The following is a 14,700-nucleotide window of genomic DNA, read 5'->3' on the forward strand; positions in this document are numbered from 1 at the left end:
ACCATGACGCACATCGAGCCAACTCCCGAGCAGGATCCGTGGTCCGGACTACGGGAGGCGCTCCGTCGGGCGGCGTCCGCGCTGGCCGCGGAGGGCAGACCGTTCGCGCTGGCGGGCAGCTACGCGCTCTGGGTGCACGGCGCCCCGGAACCGCTGCACGACGTCGACCTGGTGGTCGAGGGGTCCGACGCCGATGCGGTGGCCGAGACCCTGACCCGTGCCGGGTTCACGGTGGAGCGGCCGCTGGAGTCCTGGCTGCTCAAGGCCTACTGGAACGGGGCACTGGTCGACGTCCTGCACCGCGTGAACGGCGTCCCCGTCGACGCCGCGCTGATAGAGGGGTCGCAGACCTACGACGTGCTCGCGATTCCGATGCGGGTGCTTTCTCCGACGACCGCGCTCACGCAGAAGTTGCTGGCACTCACCGAGCACCACTGCGACTTCGAGCCGCTGCTGCCGCGGTTGCGCGCCGTCCGCGAACAGGTCGACTGGCCGCGGCTGCGCGAGGTGACGAAGGACAACGACTTCGCGGCGGCGCTGCTGTTCCTCGCGGATCGGTTGGGCATCACCCCCACCGCGTGACGGTTGTTTGTCCGCCTCGCCCGCGGGTACCGGGTTCGACCGTGGCGACGACGACGGAAGTGACGGTACGGCGACCCCAGCTCACCGGGGCGCGGGCGCTCGCGACCCTGGCCGATCTCGGCCTGGCGTCGGTGGCCGCGGGAGTGATCCTGCGGCGCAAGCCCGTGGTGGCGGTGCTCGAGAAGGTGCAGGCCGATGGTCGCGCGCTGCGACGGATGCGGGCGTTGCGGGCGGAGTTCGGCCGCGGCCCCGTCGAGCTGGTGCTGCCGGTCCGGCGCGTGCTGGTGATCACCGATCCCGAGGACGTCGGTCGCGTCCTGGCCGAGACGCCCGACCCCTTCCACCCCGCGAACCGCGAGAAGCGTCAGGCGCTGCGGCCGTTCCAGCCGCGTGGCGTGCTGATCAGCCGCGGCGCGATCAGGGCGGAACGACGGGCACTGAACGAGGCGGCGCTCGACACCGGACTGGCCCTGAACCGGATCGCCCCCGCGATCACGGAGGTGGTCGCCGAGGAGGCAGAAGCTCTCGCCGAGTCGGCACTGGCCGGCCGGCGCCTGACGGCCGCGGAGTTCGAGACCGCGTGGTGGCGCGTCGTGAGGCGCGTCGTGCTCGGTGACGCCGCACGCGACGACTCCGCGATCACCGACCAGCTGCGCCGGCTCCGGGCGTCCGGGAACTGGTCCTTCGCGGGCCTGCCGCACCCGTGGCGACGGGACCGGTTCACGGAGCGTCTGCACGCGTACGCAGAGGCGCCCGACCCGAACAGCCTGCTCGGCGCGCTCGCCGAGATCCCGGCGCGGGCGGGCGTCGACCCCGTCGGCCAGGTGCCGCAGTGGCTGTTCGCCTACGACGCCGCGGGCATGGCCACGATCCGTGCGCTGGCACTCCTGACCACTCATCCCGAGCAGCGCGCCGCGGCGACTGCCGAGATCGGCGACCCCTCCGCCCCCGCCGTGCGCCCGTACCTGCGCGGCTGCGTGCTGGAGTCGATCCGCCTGTGGCCGACGACGCCCGCAGTGCTGCGGGACATGATCGCCGACACCGAATGGGGCACTGGCGCAGAGCGCTTCCGCGTCGAAAGTGGCGCCGCCGTCTTGATCGCCGCGCCGGCGTTCCACCGCGACGCCGACCTCGTGCCGTTCGCCGACGAATTCGAACCGCAGGTCTGGGTCGACGGGCGGGCGCAGGAGTACCCGCAGCTGATCCCGTTCAGCGACGGCCCGGGGGAGTGCCCGGGGCGTGACGTCGTGATGCTGACGACCAGCACCATGCTGGCGAACTTGATGTCGCGCCTGCGGTTGACGCTTCGTTCGTCCATGCGGCCGTATCCCGGTCGGCCGCTGCCGATGACGTTCAACCAGTACGGCGTCGAGTTCGACGTCGCACCCGTGACGGCTCGGCCGTAGCGGTGACGCGAACGTCGTTGCGGCTCACCACACGTCGCCGTCGCGCCAATCGCAGGTGAGTTCACCCGAGGTGTCGAGGTCGACGGTGACGGGAAGGACGAAGATGGCGCCGTCGTCCTCGGGGGTGCGGGTGACGCCGGTCGGGCTCAGCGTCGACGTGGTGCCGCCCCATGGCAGCCAGCCGCGTCCCGCGTAGAGGGGCTTGCCGTCCTCCGAGGCGCTCAGCGCGCCCAGGTGATACGCGCCGCGCACCACCTGCTCCAGTGCGTCCATGACGGCCGTCGCGAGGCCGCGCCCCCGACAGTCCTCCCGGACCGCCACGGCCTCGAGGTAGCCGCAGCGCAGCGTCGAGTCGCCATGCAGCATCTGCCGCTGGACAACGGCCCCATGGGCGATCAGCGCGCCGTGATCGAAGATCAGCGCGTGCATGCCGCCGAGGGCGTGCTGCCAGTCGGCGTCGGTGAAGTCGCCGGCGAACGCCTCGACGATCATCCGGCGGGCGCCGTCACGGGTCTCGGCGTCGAGGTCGGACGTATGAACCAGGCGCGCGGTGTGCACACCCTGTTCTATCACCGGCGGGCTACCGAAGTGACGGACCTACCGGGTGCGCGCCCGCGCCCAGTGGAAGCGGACGCGCCGGCCGGGTCGCAGCTGGGCGGCGTCGTCGACGGCCGACTCGGTCAGCGCACCGATCACCGGATAGCCGCCAGTCACGGGATGGTCGGGACCGAGGATCACGGGTAACCCGTTGGGTGGCATCTGGATTGCTCCGCGGACGGCGCCTTCGCTGGGCAGTTGACGGTCGGGCCACCGTGCGGGCATCGGCTCGCCGGTCATACGCATCCCGACGCGGTCGCTCCGATCCGAGACGGTCCACTCGGTGGCGACGAGCAGGTCGGGATCGGCCAACCAGTCGTCACGGGGCCCGGGGACCACGTGCAGGTCGAGGACGCCCGAGCCGATCGGGGCGACGGGCGCCTGGTCGAGTTCGGGGTAGTCGGCGGTGTGCTCGCCGACCGGAAGTTCGTCACCGGCGTGCAGTGGTCGGGGCCCGATGGCGGACAGGACGTCGTGACTGCGCGACCCGAGGACCGGAGCGACGTCGACGCCACCCCGTACGGCGACGTAGGTGCGCAGTCCGGTCACCGGCACGTCGAGCGTCACCACCTGCCCGTCGTGCACATGCTGAACACCGTTGTTGCCGAACGGCGTTCCGTCGACCGATGGACGCGCGTCGGCCCCGGTGACGGCGATGGTGGCGTCACCTCCGCGGACGCGGACGGCGAACCCTCCGAGGGTGACCTCGACGGTGGCCCGGTCATCGGGGTTCGCGACGAGCCGATTGGCCAGGGCGTGTGAGCGCCGGTCGGCGGCGCCGGACCGGGTGACGCCGAGGTGCGCGTAGCCCGGCCGGCCGAGGTCCTGCACCAGGGCCAACGGCCCGGTCGCGAGGATCTCCAGCGTGACCACCGCTCTAGCCGATCGCCTGGAACCGGACCCGCGCACCCGGCTCGAGCAGCGCGGGCGGCGAGCGGTCGACGTCCCAGAGGGTCGCGTCGCATCGTCCGATCAGCTGCCACCCGCCCGGCGTCTCACGCGGGTAGACGCCGCTGAACTCGCCGGCCAGCCCCACCGAGCCCGCCGGGACCCTGGTGCGCGGCTCTGCCCGGCGGGGCACGTGCAGGCGGGTGTCGCCCCCGACGAGGTAGGCGAACCCCGGCGCGAAGCCCCCGAAGCCGACGCGCATCGTCGTGGCGGTGTGGGCCGTGACGACGTCGTCGACGGAGAGGCCGGTCAGCCGGGCCACCTCGTCGAGGTCGGGTCCGTCGTAGACGACGTCGAGCACCACGTCGGCACCGTCGCCGCCCGACCGTGCGTCGGCGGGGTCGACGGGCAGCGTCGCCAGTCGCCGCCGGAGGGGCTCGACGTCGGCGGTCGAGGCCAGTTCGACGAGCACGGTTCGCGCGGCGGGCACGACGTCGAGGACACCGGGCAGATCGGCCCGGCGCACGGCGGCGGTCCACGCCAACACCTCGGCGATGCCGTCGAACTCCAGGAGCAGCGCGCGCTCCCCGTAGTCGTGCACGGTGCCGAGGGCCGACATCGTCAGACCGCGGGCTGGTAGGTCGGTTCGCGTTGCTTGATGTGGCCGATGACGCGGTAGGTGATCGGCAGCATCACCACCTCGATCGCGGTCTTGTACAGCCAGCCGAGCGCGGTGTAGACGGCGAAGTCCCGGAACGTCGTGATGCCGATGGCGCTCGCGGCGATGGCGCAGAACACCAGCGTGTCACCGAGTTGGCCGGCGAACGTCGACCCGACCAGCCGTGCCCACAGGTGCTTCTCCTTGGTGCGCTGCTTGATCGCCACGACGACCCACGCGTTGAGCGTCTGGCCGACGATGAAGCCCGCGAGACCCGCCACGATGAGCTGGGTGTAGGCCCCCACGACGTTCTCGAGCGCCGCCTGGTTCTCGTAGAAGTCCGCGGCCGGCAGGTAGACCGTCACCCAGAACGCCAGCGCCGCCAGCACGTTCATCGAGAAGCCGAGGATGATCGCCCGCCGGGCCGCCTTGAAGCCGTACACCTCCGACAGCACGTCGCCGATGACGTAGGTCAGCGGGAACACGATGAACCCGCCGTCGGTGAGGATCGGACCGAACGCGACGCCCTTGGTGGCGGTGACGTTGGAGATGATGACGAGCGCAGTGAACACGGCGACGAGCACCGGGTAGTAGGCCGAGCCCACCTTGGCGAAACTGGGCTCGTCGGTGTCCGCGAGGGCGTCTGTCACCCGGACATTGTGTCAGGCGAGCACTTTGGCCAGCATCGGCGGCAACCTGTCCGCGACCACCGGGTAGGACAGCACGGTGCCGAAGGCGATGGCGCCCGCCAGCTCCCTGTCGGTGAGGACGTTGCGGTTGGTCCTGGTCGCCTTGAGTTCCGCGAACGTCGGGTCGGCGAGCAGTGCCGCGGTCTCGGCGTCGTTCTCGGTCGTCCAGATCAGCGCGTCGGCCTGATCGAGCACGGCTGCCCAGCGGTCGCGCGGAAGGTAGGCGCTGCTGCCGTCGACGTACTCGCCGAGGCCGTCGGGGATCTTCAGACCCATCTGGGTGAGGTATTCGGTCCGCGGGCCCGCCGGGGTGACGACGGCGCGGTCCCTGGACAGCGTGCCGCCCACCACGTACACCGACTTGTCGGCAAGCGAGGGGTTGTCGGTCTTCGCCTTCGCGAGGCCGTCGTCGACGCCGGTGACGAGCGCGCGCATGTCGTCGACCTTGAACGTCGCCTGGCCGATGACCTCGGCCTGGGTCTTCCACGGTTCGAAGAAGGCGTCCGCGCCGGACTGCGCGATGGTGGGTGCGATCGCGGAGAGCCGGGTGTAGGTGTCGGCGTCCAGGCCGGCGTTGACCGCGACGATGAGATCCGGCTTGAGCGAGGCGATCTGGTCCACCTGAATGCCGTCGGCGAGGCTGAGCACCACGGGCTGGGCGGGCCCGAGCTTGGGCTGCGCCCACGGCCAGGTGGCGAAGGGTTGGCCGCCGAACCACTCCGTCACGGCGATGGGTACGACCCCGAGCGCGAGGAGGTCGTCCTGCTCGGTGAACCCGGCGCTGACGACCCGCGTGGGCGGGCCGGGGATCTTGGTCTCGCCGAACACGTGGGTGACGGTCACCGAGCCGTCATCGGCGACGGCGCCTGGTTTGTCGGGACTGCAACCGGCGGCGAACGCCGCGGCACCGGCGGACAGGACCAGTGACCGGCCCAGGAACGCCCTGCGCGACCAGATGTGGGGCACGCGGCCGAGCGTAATGGCTAACCGAGGTCGAAGTCGGCGATCGGGATTGCTGCGGTCAGCCCGCCATGAACGTGTCGTAGGCCGACGCCAGCTCGGGAGGCAGCACCGTCACGTTGCACTGCCGCTGCGTGTCGCCGATGGGCGCCAGGATCCCGCGTAGGTCGTAGTACTCCTGGGGATTGGCGGTGAAGTATCCGCGCAGGTTCGCCTCGGCGACCGGCCGCGGTTGGCCCTTGGCCGCAGTCACCGCCTGGTCGGCGCCGGGATGGGTGTCGAGGTAGCCCTGAGCCTGGCTGGTGGCCGAGTCGACGGTGCCCCTGATGGCGTCGGGGCTGCACGGATCGGGTTGCGCCGAGGCGCCGGGCGCCATGGCGATCGTCGCGGCGACCAGCCCGCCGAGGGCGGACACGAGGGTGGTGCGGGTCATCTGTCGTACTCCTTCGGTGGTGGGTGGGACGGGACGTTGGCAACCCCGCGCGGTCCTGGGGTGCGCCTGCTCGACACCTGAGGCCTGCGGTGCCGCTGCCGTGAGTGACGTCCGCGTCGACCCCGGCTACCCAGGTGCGCGTCGTCGCTAACCCGTGAATCGGATGCAGACGCGGATTGAGGGTCGCCGTTTCGGGTACATACGTGCCGCAGCTTCAGACCGAGTGAACAAAGGACACATCATGATCGGAACAATCATCGGCGCCATCGTCGTCGGCCTCATCGTGGGCGGATTGGCACGGCTGATCATGCCGGGCAAGCAGAACATCGGCGTCGTCATGACGGTGCTCCTCGGTGCGATCGGTTCGTTCCTGGGCACCTGGGTGGCGTACAAGCTCGGATACTCGAACCAGAACGGCGGCTTCAAGATCATTCCGTTCCTCGTCGGAATCATCGTGGCGATCATAATGATCGCCGGGTACCTGGGGATCACCGGCAAGCGCAACTCGTCCAAGATCGGCCGGTGACCCGCACGTGCTCGCACTCCTGAGTTCCCCGGTTCGGCGTTGGCTCCTGACCGTCCTGCTGGTTCCCGTCCTGGCGTTCGTGCTCTCGCGCCTGAGTCGATTCCTGCAGCGTCGCAACGACGGTCAGCACACCAAGGTGTCGAGGGCGCTCGCCAAGGCGTCCGGTTTCCTCGAGCGCCGCACCCGCAAGGGCAAGCACGAGTTGGACAACACGCACGCCATCAGGTGAGCGCGAGCGAGACGCCGAGCACGACCATCGTCGCGGCTATCACGCCGTCGAGGATGCGCCACGTCCTCGGCGTCGCGAAGACGCCGGCCAGTCGTCGGGCCCCGAAGCCGAGCGTGACGAACCAGACGGCGCTCGCCGTCATCGCGCCGATCCCGAACAGCCACCGCCCACCACCCTGCTGATTGGCGAGCGCGCCGAGGAGCACCACGGTGTCCAGGTATACGTGCGGGTTCAAGAACGTCAGCGCGGCGGCGGTCAGCAGCACCGCACCCAGCCGGGCTGGCGCCGCGTCCGAGGGCGTCAGTACGGCGGGGCGCAGTGCACGACGCGCCGCGAGCAGTCCGTAGCCGATGAGGAACGCGGCCCCACCGAATCGCGCGACTGACATGACGCTCGGGTGGGCGCTCACCAGGGCTCCCACCCCGGCGATGCCGGCGGTGATCAGCAGCATGTCCGCACCCATGCAGAGCAGGACGACGGGCACCACGTGCTCGCCGCGGATGCCCTGGCGCAGGACGAACGCGTTCTGGGCCCCGATGGCTGCGATGAGGGCGCTCGAGGCGAGGAACCCGACGAGCAGTGGTGAGGTCACGGCGTCGACGCTAGGGCTCGGCGACGGTGCAGTACAGCTAATGATTCTTCGGACGCGTTAGCACTGCTTAACCAAATGGGGGCGGCCGGAATGAGGGCGCTTCGTGTAGGGAGACCACGTTCGCACGACGTCGAGAAGAAGTCTGGGCGCTCGATTGGCAAGGAGCTTGGCGTCAGCTACCGAGTGCTTCGACGCCTCGCGGCAAGCTGCGACACGAGCTTCGCTCAACCCCTTGAACAGCCGGGCCCGTAGCGGCTGTACGAGTAAAACGTCGTCAAACGCCGGCTGCTACCCGAGGGGGCCGTGGGGTGTAGGCGGGCGCGGCGGTCACCGCATCGTTCCCGTCCTCATTCTGACCGCGTTCTATGAACGTCGTCGTCGAGCACCTGCCGTGGTGCGGCTCGTGCGCGAGGGGGACGCCGACCCGGTCAGCGGCCGGGTGTCGGGTCCGACAGCACCGCGCTGATGTAAGTCAGGTCGGCGAGTTCGGTCATCATCTCGTGGTCGGGCAGGGCGAAACCGTTGGCGGCGTAAAGGTCTACGGTGCTTCGGGCGGTGACGTGCCAGCCGGCGCCGCTCAGGTAAGCGGGCACCTGGGCGCGCTCACCTTGGTAGACGAGGTCGGTCCATTGGTCTGCCATGCCGTAGCGCTGCCAACGCTGGGCGAAGTCGGCCATGCGGTCGTCGTCGGCGAGGATGCTGAGATCGGGAACGTGTTCGGTGGACAGCGTGCTGCCGGGGGCACTGAACGCGGTGATGTCGTCGAAGAGGCGGTCCTGAGCCTCCGACGGCAGATAGATCAGCAGCCCCTCGGCGCTCCACGCCGTGGGTTGGTCGGGGTTGAAGCCCCGCTTGCGCAGGGCGGTGGACCAGTCCGCGCGCAGGTCGATGCCGACGGTGCGACGGTCGGCGGTCGGGGTGGCACCCAGCTCGGCGAGCGCGCGGGTCTTGAATTCGATGACCTGAGGCTGGTCGATTTCGTAGACCACCGTGCCGGCCGGCCAGGGCAGCCGGTAGGCGCGGGTGTCCAGGCCGCTGGCCAGGATCACGGCCTGCCGGATGCCGGCGGCTCCGGCCCGAAGGAAGAAGTCGTCGAAGAACCGGGTGCGCACGGTGACCTGTTCGGCCATCTGCTGACGGTTGAAGACCGGGTCGGCGGCGACCTCGTCGGCGTCCTCGCTGATCATGCGGGTGAAGGCGTCCAGGCCAACGGCGCGAACCAACAGTTCGGCGTAGGGGTCATCGAGTAGGGGCTCGGGTCCACGCGCTGCCAGCGCGCGGCCGGCGGCGACCCCGGTGGCGGTGGCGCCCACGCTGGATGCCAGGTCCCAACTGTCGTGATCGGTGCGTGCCATGGTTGCGTCCTCTTTCGGATCGTCTCGGATGGGTGGGGGAAAGCTGTAGGTGGTGGGGTGGCTTACGGCGCGGGGGGCGACGGCTGGACGAGCTTGGTAGCGATCCTCAGAGCGGCGGCGCGGCGCTCGTTCTCGTCGCCGGCCGGTTCGAGGTCGGGATCGGACAGGGTGGCCAGTTGCAATGCAGCCAGGGCGACCTGCGCACGTAGCCGGTTTTCAGTGGACTGGCCGGGCCCGGCCAGCACATCGATCAGCGCGGCGAAGTGAGCACGAATCTTCATGCCAAGTGCCAACTCCGGGATCTTCGTCATGCCCTCGCGCATGAAGCGGGCCAGCTGCGCAGTGCGCCCGGTCAGCAGTGCGCTGTAGCGACGCAGTACCTCCTCGCGGACGTCGACGTCGGAGGGTTGTCCATGCGCCCACTCCACCAGCGCAACCAGGTGCAGGAGGAAGTCCTCGATCATGCTGGCGAGGATGTCGTCCTTGGTGCGGAAGTGGTAGTACAGCGCGGCCTTGGTGACGTGCAGCCGCTCGGCAATCTCCCGCAGCGAAGCGCGGTCGTATCCCTTCTCGGCGAACAGTTCCAGAGCCACCGACTGGATCTGCTCGCGGGTGTCGGTTCGCCGCTGATCCATCCGCTCACCTCCCTGCCTCGACGGTTGATTCGGCTCCACCGTAGCTACTAACTTGACGACCGGCTAGTGACTACGGCGGTGATCGTCGTGCTCACGTGTGGGTGCAGTTTCGCCAGTGTTTTAGGTTTCAGGTGGCCGTGTCGCCACAGAGGATTTCGAGGTTCTTCAACATGGTTCGAGCTTGTTCGGGAGTCAGCAGGCGAAGTCGCTGGGCCAAGCTGGGTCGAAGCCGCTCTCCGATGTCATCGGTGGTCCGTACGCCGTTGTCCGTCAAGCGGATCCGCGATCTTCGCGAGTCCGCGAGATCAATTTCGCGGGTCACCAATCCTGCGTCGGCGAGCTTGGACAAGGACCTACTGAGAACCGACGGATTGAGTCCGAGATCGCTGACGAGATCGCTGGGAGTGTCGACACCCAGTTTCACCGTGCGCAGGACCAGGAAGTCCACGAGGTCCAGATCTGCGGTCGCAGCGACGTGTACGCGGGCGTCGGCCACGACCAGCTTGTTGAGTCGGTAGAGCGCGTCGAGAAGCCGTAGCTCCGAAGCGTCGGTGTCAACCATGGGGGAAATCTAACATTTGATGATTGTTGACAAAAGTCAACTATTGCGGGTTGAGTATGGGCATGACTGATGAGAGCACCACCACACCCGGCCGCATCGATTTTCACCACCACTTCATGCCGACCAGCATGCTCACCTCGGGACTGTTCGGCGACACGTCCGGCTGGAAATTCCAGAAGGGCGAAGCCGGTTGGACACCGCAGGTCAGCGTGGACTTCATGGACCAGCTGCAGATCGCTACCGCGATCCTGTCCATACCCAACGACATCGAATCGCGACTCCCCGAAGACAAGCGTCGTCACGTCGCCCGCGAGTTGAATACGTTGACCCGTCAGGCGATGGATGACCACCCCGGACGGTTCGGTCTGTTTGCGCATCTGCCCACACCGACGGACATCGACGCCGCGCTGGAAGAGCTGACCTATGCCTTCGACGTGTTGGGGGCAGACGGAATCACCCTGACCAACGTCTACGGAGTCGGCGATGAGGCCCGATCCGTGGGCGACCCGCTCTTCGAACCGCTGTGGGCCGAACTCGACCGTCGCCGCGCGCTGGTGTTCCTGCACGGTGAGCAGACGCCCGGTAGCAACCGCGCCCCGAGCGAGTTCCTGCCGACCCCGGTCAGTGAAACTCCGAATGAAACCTACAAGGGTGCTGCTGATTTGGTGACCAGCGGGCGCAAGCGGCAGTTCCCGAACGTGAGGATCATCCTCTCTCACTCCGGTGGCAGCACGCCGGTTCTTGCTTCTCGCGTCGCTGCATTGGGCGCGTTCCATCTCGGCTGCGAACTGAGTGCAGACGAAATCCTCGCCGACTTCCGGACGTTCTACTACGAGACCGCTCTATCAGGTTTCGAGACCAACCTGGTGGCTCTCGAAAGCTTCGTCGAGCCGGACCATATCCTCTTCGGTACCGACTTCCCTGCAGCCAACCCGAAGACCATTAATTGGTTTACGAACAACGTCGACGCGTACTTCGAAGCTCGACCCGACATGCTCGCGCGGGTCATGCGCGACAACGCATACAGCCTCTTGCCCCGGCTGACCGCCGGAACCCCGGCCGATCGGTAAATCTGTGGTAATCATTGCGCCCCCTGCTCATTGCCGCCGTCGGCATGGGTCCCGGCCTGCCACGCCGCAAGTGGTCTAACCTTGGCCGGCCACCCGACGGCTCGAACGTTCCAGGTCCGACAACGTGCACCGCGCCATTGAGCGCTTACAGTTGGACAACCAACTGCCCGCAAAGTGTTTCGTTGGACAGTCGTCGCGAATGTCGTAGCTGCCGCGACGTCTATCGCATTCATCGTCGCACCCAGCGCCGGAGCGGACAGCAGAAGGCTCGACGCCAGCATCGTCGCCAACGTCTACACCATTCAGAAGCAGGCCGGCTGTACGACCGACATCCGCATCGACCCGCAGTTGCGCCTCGCCGCGCAATGGCACACCGAAGACCTTCTTGACAACCGAAGTCTCGACGGCGACATTGGCTCGGACGGTTCCAGCGCGCAAAGTCGCGCCGAAGCAGCCGGTTACCGTGGCCTGGTCGCCGAGACGGTGGCGATCAACCCTGCTCTTGCGATCAGCGGCCTCGACTTACTGAACCGGTGGTACTAAAACCCCGACTATCTGGTGATCATGCAGAACTGTGCAAATACCGACATTGGCGTCTGGTCGGAGAACAGTCTCGACCGCACCGTCGTCGTCGCCGTGTACGGCACCCCGTGTAGTCACCGATGGCCGTCGGGCCGAATCGATGCCGGTCTGCGCGGGCAACGACCCGGTGGTGCGGGTCGTCGGTAATCCATGATTCGAAGCGTTGGCCCTGACACGGGTCGGACGACGAGGGTGCGAAATGCGCAGCGAGGACCTAGCGAGCTTCGGCGATGCCGGGAACGCTCAGCATCCCGGGGGCATCTCATCTGGTGCATCATTGAATCATCACCATGCCGGCGTTGGTGGCGCCATCCCGAAGCGAACAATAATTTGCGCGTGTCGTGGCAACCGCACCGGAAAGAGGGGGTACGGGCATCATGCCAGTTGATGTAGTTCGTTGTGTTCAAGCTGCTTTGATCAAATTGGTCCGATACGCCAGGCGAGGGCTACTCATGACGTTCGTGCTTCCTCGGATGACACGGCGACGCTCGCTTTACAACGGGTACGTCGATTCCGGGCCTATTCACGCGAGGGCGAGTACGGCCGGTCCTGTGCCTTCTGAATGGCCGCCCGCATAAACGCGTGCGGGCTGGCGCTAGGTTCCAGAGGATGGTTTCGGACCGTCGGGACAACCGCGTCGTGCTTCGACTCACCCCTTACGTGTGGTGGCCGTCGGCTAAGGGATGCCGCCTGCTCTACGACGAGCAGCGTTCGATGGTCAGTATCGCGAAACAGTGCAAGCAATTCGTGGCGACGCCACCACAACCGGTCTCAGGCCGGAACCGCCACAAAGGTGGAAGAACAGGCGGCGCCGTTTCGGTGAGGATTCTGCGAACTTGCAGCTAGAGATCTCGGCTTACACCCTCACCTGTGAGAACCGACGACAGAAGTCGCGCGGAGTCACGACAGGGTTCGCGAGATTCCCCGGGCCGCAACCCGCAACGCGATGACCAGGGCCGACCGACTCTGCTTGAGATTCGGCACCACGATTCCCAGAGCGGCGACCACGTCCGTGCCCCGTGACACGGGAACCGCTACGGAGCAGGCGCCGAGCGTGAGTTCTTCGACCGTGCTGGCGTACCCGTCGCGATGAATGCGGCTCAATTGCCCGGCCATGACTCCCGGCTGCACGACGGTGTGTGCAGTGATTCGCGTCAAATTGCTGAGCACGTCATGACGGATCTCCGGCGGAGCATGCGCGAGGAGCACTTTGCCGACACCCGTGGCGTGCAACGGCAGCCGGGCCCCGATCCGGCTCACCACCGGAACGGATGCATGCCCGGCCAGCCGATCCAGGTACAGCGCCTGGGTGCCGTCGCGGACGGCGAGGTGCACGGTCGCCAGGGTGGCGCCGTAGAGATCGTGAAGGAAGGGCGAGGCAGCCTCTCGCAGTCCCGTCTGAACCGGAGCCAGCAGGCCGAGATCCCACAGCTTGCGCCCTATGACGTATCTTCCGCAGGGTAAACGGGCCACTGCGCCCCAGGCCTCGAGTTCCGCCAGCAGGCGGTGGGTGGTCGGCTTCGGAAGGTCTGCGCGCGCAGCGATCTCGGTCAGGGTCAGTTGCCGATGATCGGCGTCGAACGATCCGATCAGCGCAAGCACCCTCGAGGTGACGCTGGCGCCGGGATGCGACGTGTTTCCCGCCATTGCCCAAGCCCTTGCTTCTGAACGTGTGCGCTGTTCCACTCAGTAGAACACGCGACTCGCGCACGTCCACCCACGTCCCGTTCACTGAGTCCATGCGCACCCAAGTCGCGATCATCGGGGCCGGCCCGGCGGGCATGCTGCTGTCACATCTCCTCGCGGCGGAGGGAATCGACACCGTCATCGTTGAGGCTCGGTCCGAAGAGTATGTGCTCGGGCGCATCCGAGCGGGGATCCTCGAGCACGGTTCGGTCGAACTGCTGCGTGCGGCGGGCCTCGGGTCGAGATTGGACGCCGAGGGGCTGCCGCACCGCGGCATCCATCTACAGTTCCCGCGTGAACGGCACCACCTCGACTTCATCGACCTCATCGGTCGAGGAGTCTGGGTCTATGGCCAGACCGAGGTGCAGAAGGACCTCGTCGCAGCCAGATCGGCTGCGGGGCAATCGATTTACTACGAAGCCCGAGATCTCGAGATCTCGGATGTGGAGACCGACCGACCGTCGTTGACGTTCGTCGGCTCAGACGGACGACGGCAAACGGTCGTGGCTGACGCGGTCGTCGGCTGCGACGGATCGTTCGGACCGAGTCGGGCGGTGATACCCGATTCTGCCAAGCAGACGTGGCATCGCACCTATCCGTTCTCGTGGTTGGGGGTCCTCGCCGACGTCGCGCCGTCCACCGATGAACTCATCTACGCGTGGCATCCCGACGGGTTCGCCATGCACTCGATGCGTTCGCCGTCGGTGAGCCGGCTGTATCTGCAGGTCGACAATGGCACGGACATCGACGACTGGTCGCACCAACGCATTTGGGATGCGCTTGCGGCTCGGCTCGGAGACGGCCAGGACGGGTGGACGCTGACACCGGGTCCCATCACCGAGGCAAGCGTGCTGCCGATGCGCAGTTACGTTCAGACCCCCATGCGGCACGGCCGCCTCTTTCTGGCCGGCGATTCCGCGCACATCGTCCCGCCGACCGGAGCCAAGGGGCTCAACCTGGCGATCGCCGACGTCGCACTGCTTGCCCCGGCGCTCGTCTCGCTGGTGCGCGATGACGACTCCCGGAGCGCCGACACCTACTCCGACGACGCGCTGCGCCGCGTCTGGCGGTGCACCCACTTCTCCTGGTGGATGACCAGCATGCTGCACACCTCGGGCGACCCGTTCGACGACCAATTGCAGCTGTCGCAGCTTCGGTGGGTGTGCAGCAGCGAGGCCGGAGCTACCGGGCTGGCCGAGAACTACGCCGGCCTGCCCATCCCGAGTGGGTCCACGAGGTTCTGAGGGTCT

Annotated in this window: 17 protein-coding genes and 1 pseudogene; 7 read left to right on the plus strand and 11 right to left on the minus strand. The window is 67.5% G+C overall.

The window, feature by feature from the left end:
- Positions 1-3: 3 nt before the first annotated feature.
- Both G6N64_RS08130 and G6N64_RS08135 read left to right on the plus strand, forming a co-directional pair.
- Entirely contained in the window at positions 4-582 is a 579-nt protein-coding gene (locus G6N64_RS08130; protein ID WP_163796433.1) for a nucleotidyltransferase family protein, read from the plus strand.
- A gap of 59 nt (positions 583-641) precedes the next feature.
- Positions 642-1,988, plus strand: coding sequence for a cytochrome P450 (locus G6N64_RS08135; RefSeq protein WP_163796434.1), 1,347 nt, complete (start codon positions 642-644; stop codon positions 1,986-1,988).
- A 24-nt stretch (positions 1,989-2,012) separates the two neighbouring features.
- On the opposite strand, the gene G6N64_RS08140 is transcribed toward G6N64_RS08135, so the two are convergent.
- From G6N64_RS08140 to G6N64_RS08165, 6 genes are read right to left on the minus strand one after another with little or no spacing between them, the layout of a single operon-like run.
- Positions 2,013-2,558, minus strand: coding sequence for a GNAT family N-acetyltransferase (locus G6N64_RS08140; protein ID WP_163801521.1), 546 nt, complete (start codon positions 2,556-2,558; stop codon positions 2,013-2,015).
- Between the two features lie 27 nt (positions 2,559-2,585).
- Complete coding sequence (locus G6N64_RS08145) at positions 2,586-3,458, minus strand: 5-oxoprolinase subunit C family protein (RefSeq protein ID WP_163796435.1); 873 nt, start codon at positions 3,456-3,458, stop codon at positions 2,586-2,588.
- Positions 3,459-3,462: 4 nt separating this feature from the next.
- Positions 3,463-4,092: a 5-oxoprolinase subunit B family protein gene (locus tag G6N64_RS08150; RefSeq protein ID WP_163796436.1), complete on the minus strand. Its 630-nt coding sequence runs from the start codon at positions 4,090-4,092 to the stop codon at positions 3,463-3,465.
- A gap of 2 nt (positions 4,093-4,094) precedes the next feature.
- A complete protein-coding gene (locus G6N64_RS08155; protein ID WP_163796437.1) occupies positions 4,095-4,781 on the minus strand; it encodes a queuosine precursor transporter in 687 nt (228 codons plus the stop codon).
- A gap of 12 nt (positions 4,782-4,793) precedes the next feature.
- Positions 4,794-5,786, minus strand: coding sequence for an ABC transporter substrate-binding protein (locus G6N64_RS08160; protein ID WP_163796438.1), 993 nt, complete (start codon positions 5,784-5,786; stop codon positions 4,794-4,796).
- 55 nt (positions 5,787-5,841) lie between these two features.
- On the minus strand, positions 5,842-6,213 hold the full coding sequence (locus G6N64_RS08165; RefSeq protein ID WP_163796439.1) for a heme-binding protein: 372 nt from the start codon (positions 6,211-6,213) through the stop codon (positions 5,842-5,844).
- Positions 6,214-6,454: 241 nt separating this feature from the next.
- Here G6N64_RS08165 and G6N64_RS08170 point away from each other — a divergent pair, with 241 nt between their 5' ends.
- Positions 6,455-6,739 (plus strand): GlsB/YeaQ/YmgE family stress response membrane protein, encoded by a 285-nt coding sequence (locus G6N64_RS08170; RefSeq protein WP_163796440.1) that lies wholly within the window; start codon positions 6,455-6,457, stop codon positions 6,737-6,739.
- Positions 6,740-6,746: 7 nt separating this feature from the next.
- Positions 6,747-6,968, plus strand: coding sequence for a hypothetical protein (locus G6N64_RS08175; protein ID WP_163796441.1), 222 nt, complete (start codon positions 6,747-6,749; stop codon positions 6,966-6,968).
- Here G6N64_RS08175 and G6N64_RS08180 read toward each other — a convergent pair.
- The 4 genes from G6N64_RS08180 to G6N64_RS08195 all read right to left on the minus strand — a co-directional run bounded on the left by G6N64_RS08180 (position 6,961) and on the right by G6N64_RS08195 (position 10,112).
- Positions 6,961-7,560 (minus strand): LysE/ArgO family amino acid transporter, encoded by a 600-nt coding sequence (locus G6N64_RS08180; RefSeq protein ID WP_163796442.1) that lies wholly within the window; start codon positions 7,558-7,560, stop codon positions 6,961-6,963. The genes G6N64_RS08175 and G6N64_RS08180 overlap by 8 nt on opposite strands.
- A gap of 428 nt (positions 7,561-7,988) precedes the next feature.
- The gene (locus G6N64_RS08185; RefSeq protein ID WP_163796443.1) at positions 7,989-8,915 is read right to left on the minus strand and encodes a class I SAM-dependent methyltransferase; all 927 of its coding nucleotides are present in this window, start codon (positions 8,913-8,915) and stop codon (positions 7,989-7,991) included.
- A 62-nt stretch (positions 8,916-8,977) separates the two neighbouring features.
- Positions 8,978-9,550 (minus strand): TetR/AcrR family transcriptional regulator, encoded by a 573-nt coding sequence (locus G6N64_RS08190; RefSeq protein ID WP_163796444.1) that lies wholly within the window; start codon positions 9,548-9,550, stop codon positions 8,978-8,980.
- Between the two features lie 127 nt (positions 9,551-9,677).
- Positions 9,678-10,112 (minus strand): MarR family winged helix-turn-helix transcriptional regulator, encoded by a 435-nt coding sequence (locus G6N64_RS08195; protein ID WP_163796445.1) that lies wholly within the window; start codon positions 10,110-10,112, stop codon positions 9,678-9,680.
- Between the two features lie 62 nt (positions 10,113-10,174).
- On the opposite strand from G6N64_RS08195, the gene G6N64_RS08200 reads away from it, so the two are divergent.
- Positions 10,175-11,182: an amidohydrolase family protein gene (locus tag G6N64_RS08200; RefSeq protein WP_163796446.1), complete on the plus strand. Its 1,008-nt coding sequence runs from the start codon at positions 10,175-10,177 to the stop codon at positions 11,180-11,182.
- A 174-nt stretch (positions 11,183-11,356) separates the two neighbouring features.
- Positions 11,357-11,911, plus strand: a pseudogene (locus tag G6N64_RS08205) (CAP domain-containing protein).
- Positions 11,912-12,664: 753 nt separating this feature from the next.
- Here the strand turns inward: G6N64_RS08205 and G6N64_RS08210 are convergent.
- A complete protein-coding gene (locus G6N64_RS08210) occupies positions 12,665-13,411 on the minus strand; it encodes an IclR family transcriptional regulator (RefSeq protein WP_163801522.1) in 747 nt (248 codons plus the stop codon).
- Positions 13,412-13,503: 92 nt separating this feature from the next.
- Here G6N64_RS08210 and G6N64_RS08215 point away from each other — a divergent pair, with 92 nt between their 5' ends.
- Complete coding sequence (locus tag G6N64_RS08215; protein WP_163796447.1) at positions 13,504-14,694, plus strand: 4-hydroxybenzoate 3-monooxygenase; 1,191 nt, start codon at positions 13,504-13,506, stop codon at positions 14,692-14,694.
- The last annotated feature ends 6 nt before the right edge of the window (positions 14,695-14,700 follow it).

Origin of the sequence: Mycolicibacterium sediminis (assembly GCF_010731735.1) — a bacterium.
Taxonomy (GTDB): Bacteria; Actinomycetota; Actinomycetes; order Mycobacteriales; family Mycobacteriaceae; genus Mycobacterium; species Mycobacterium sediminis.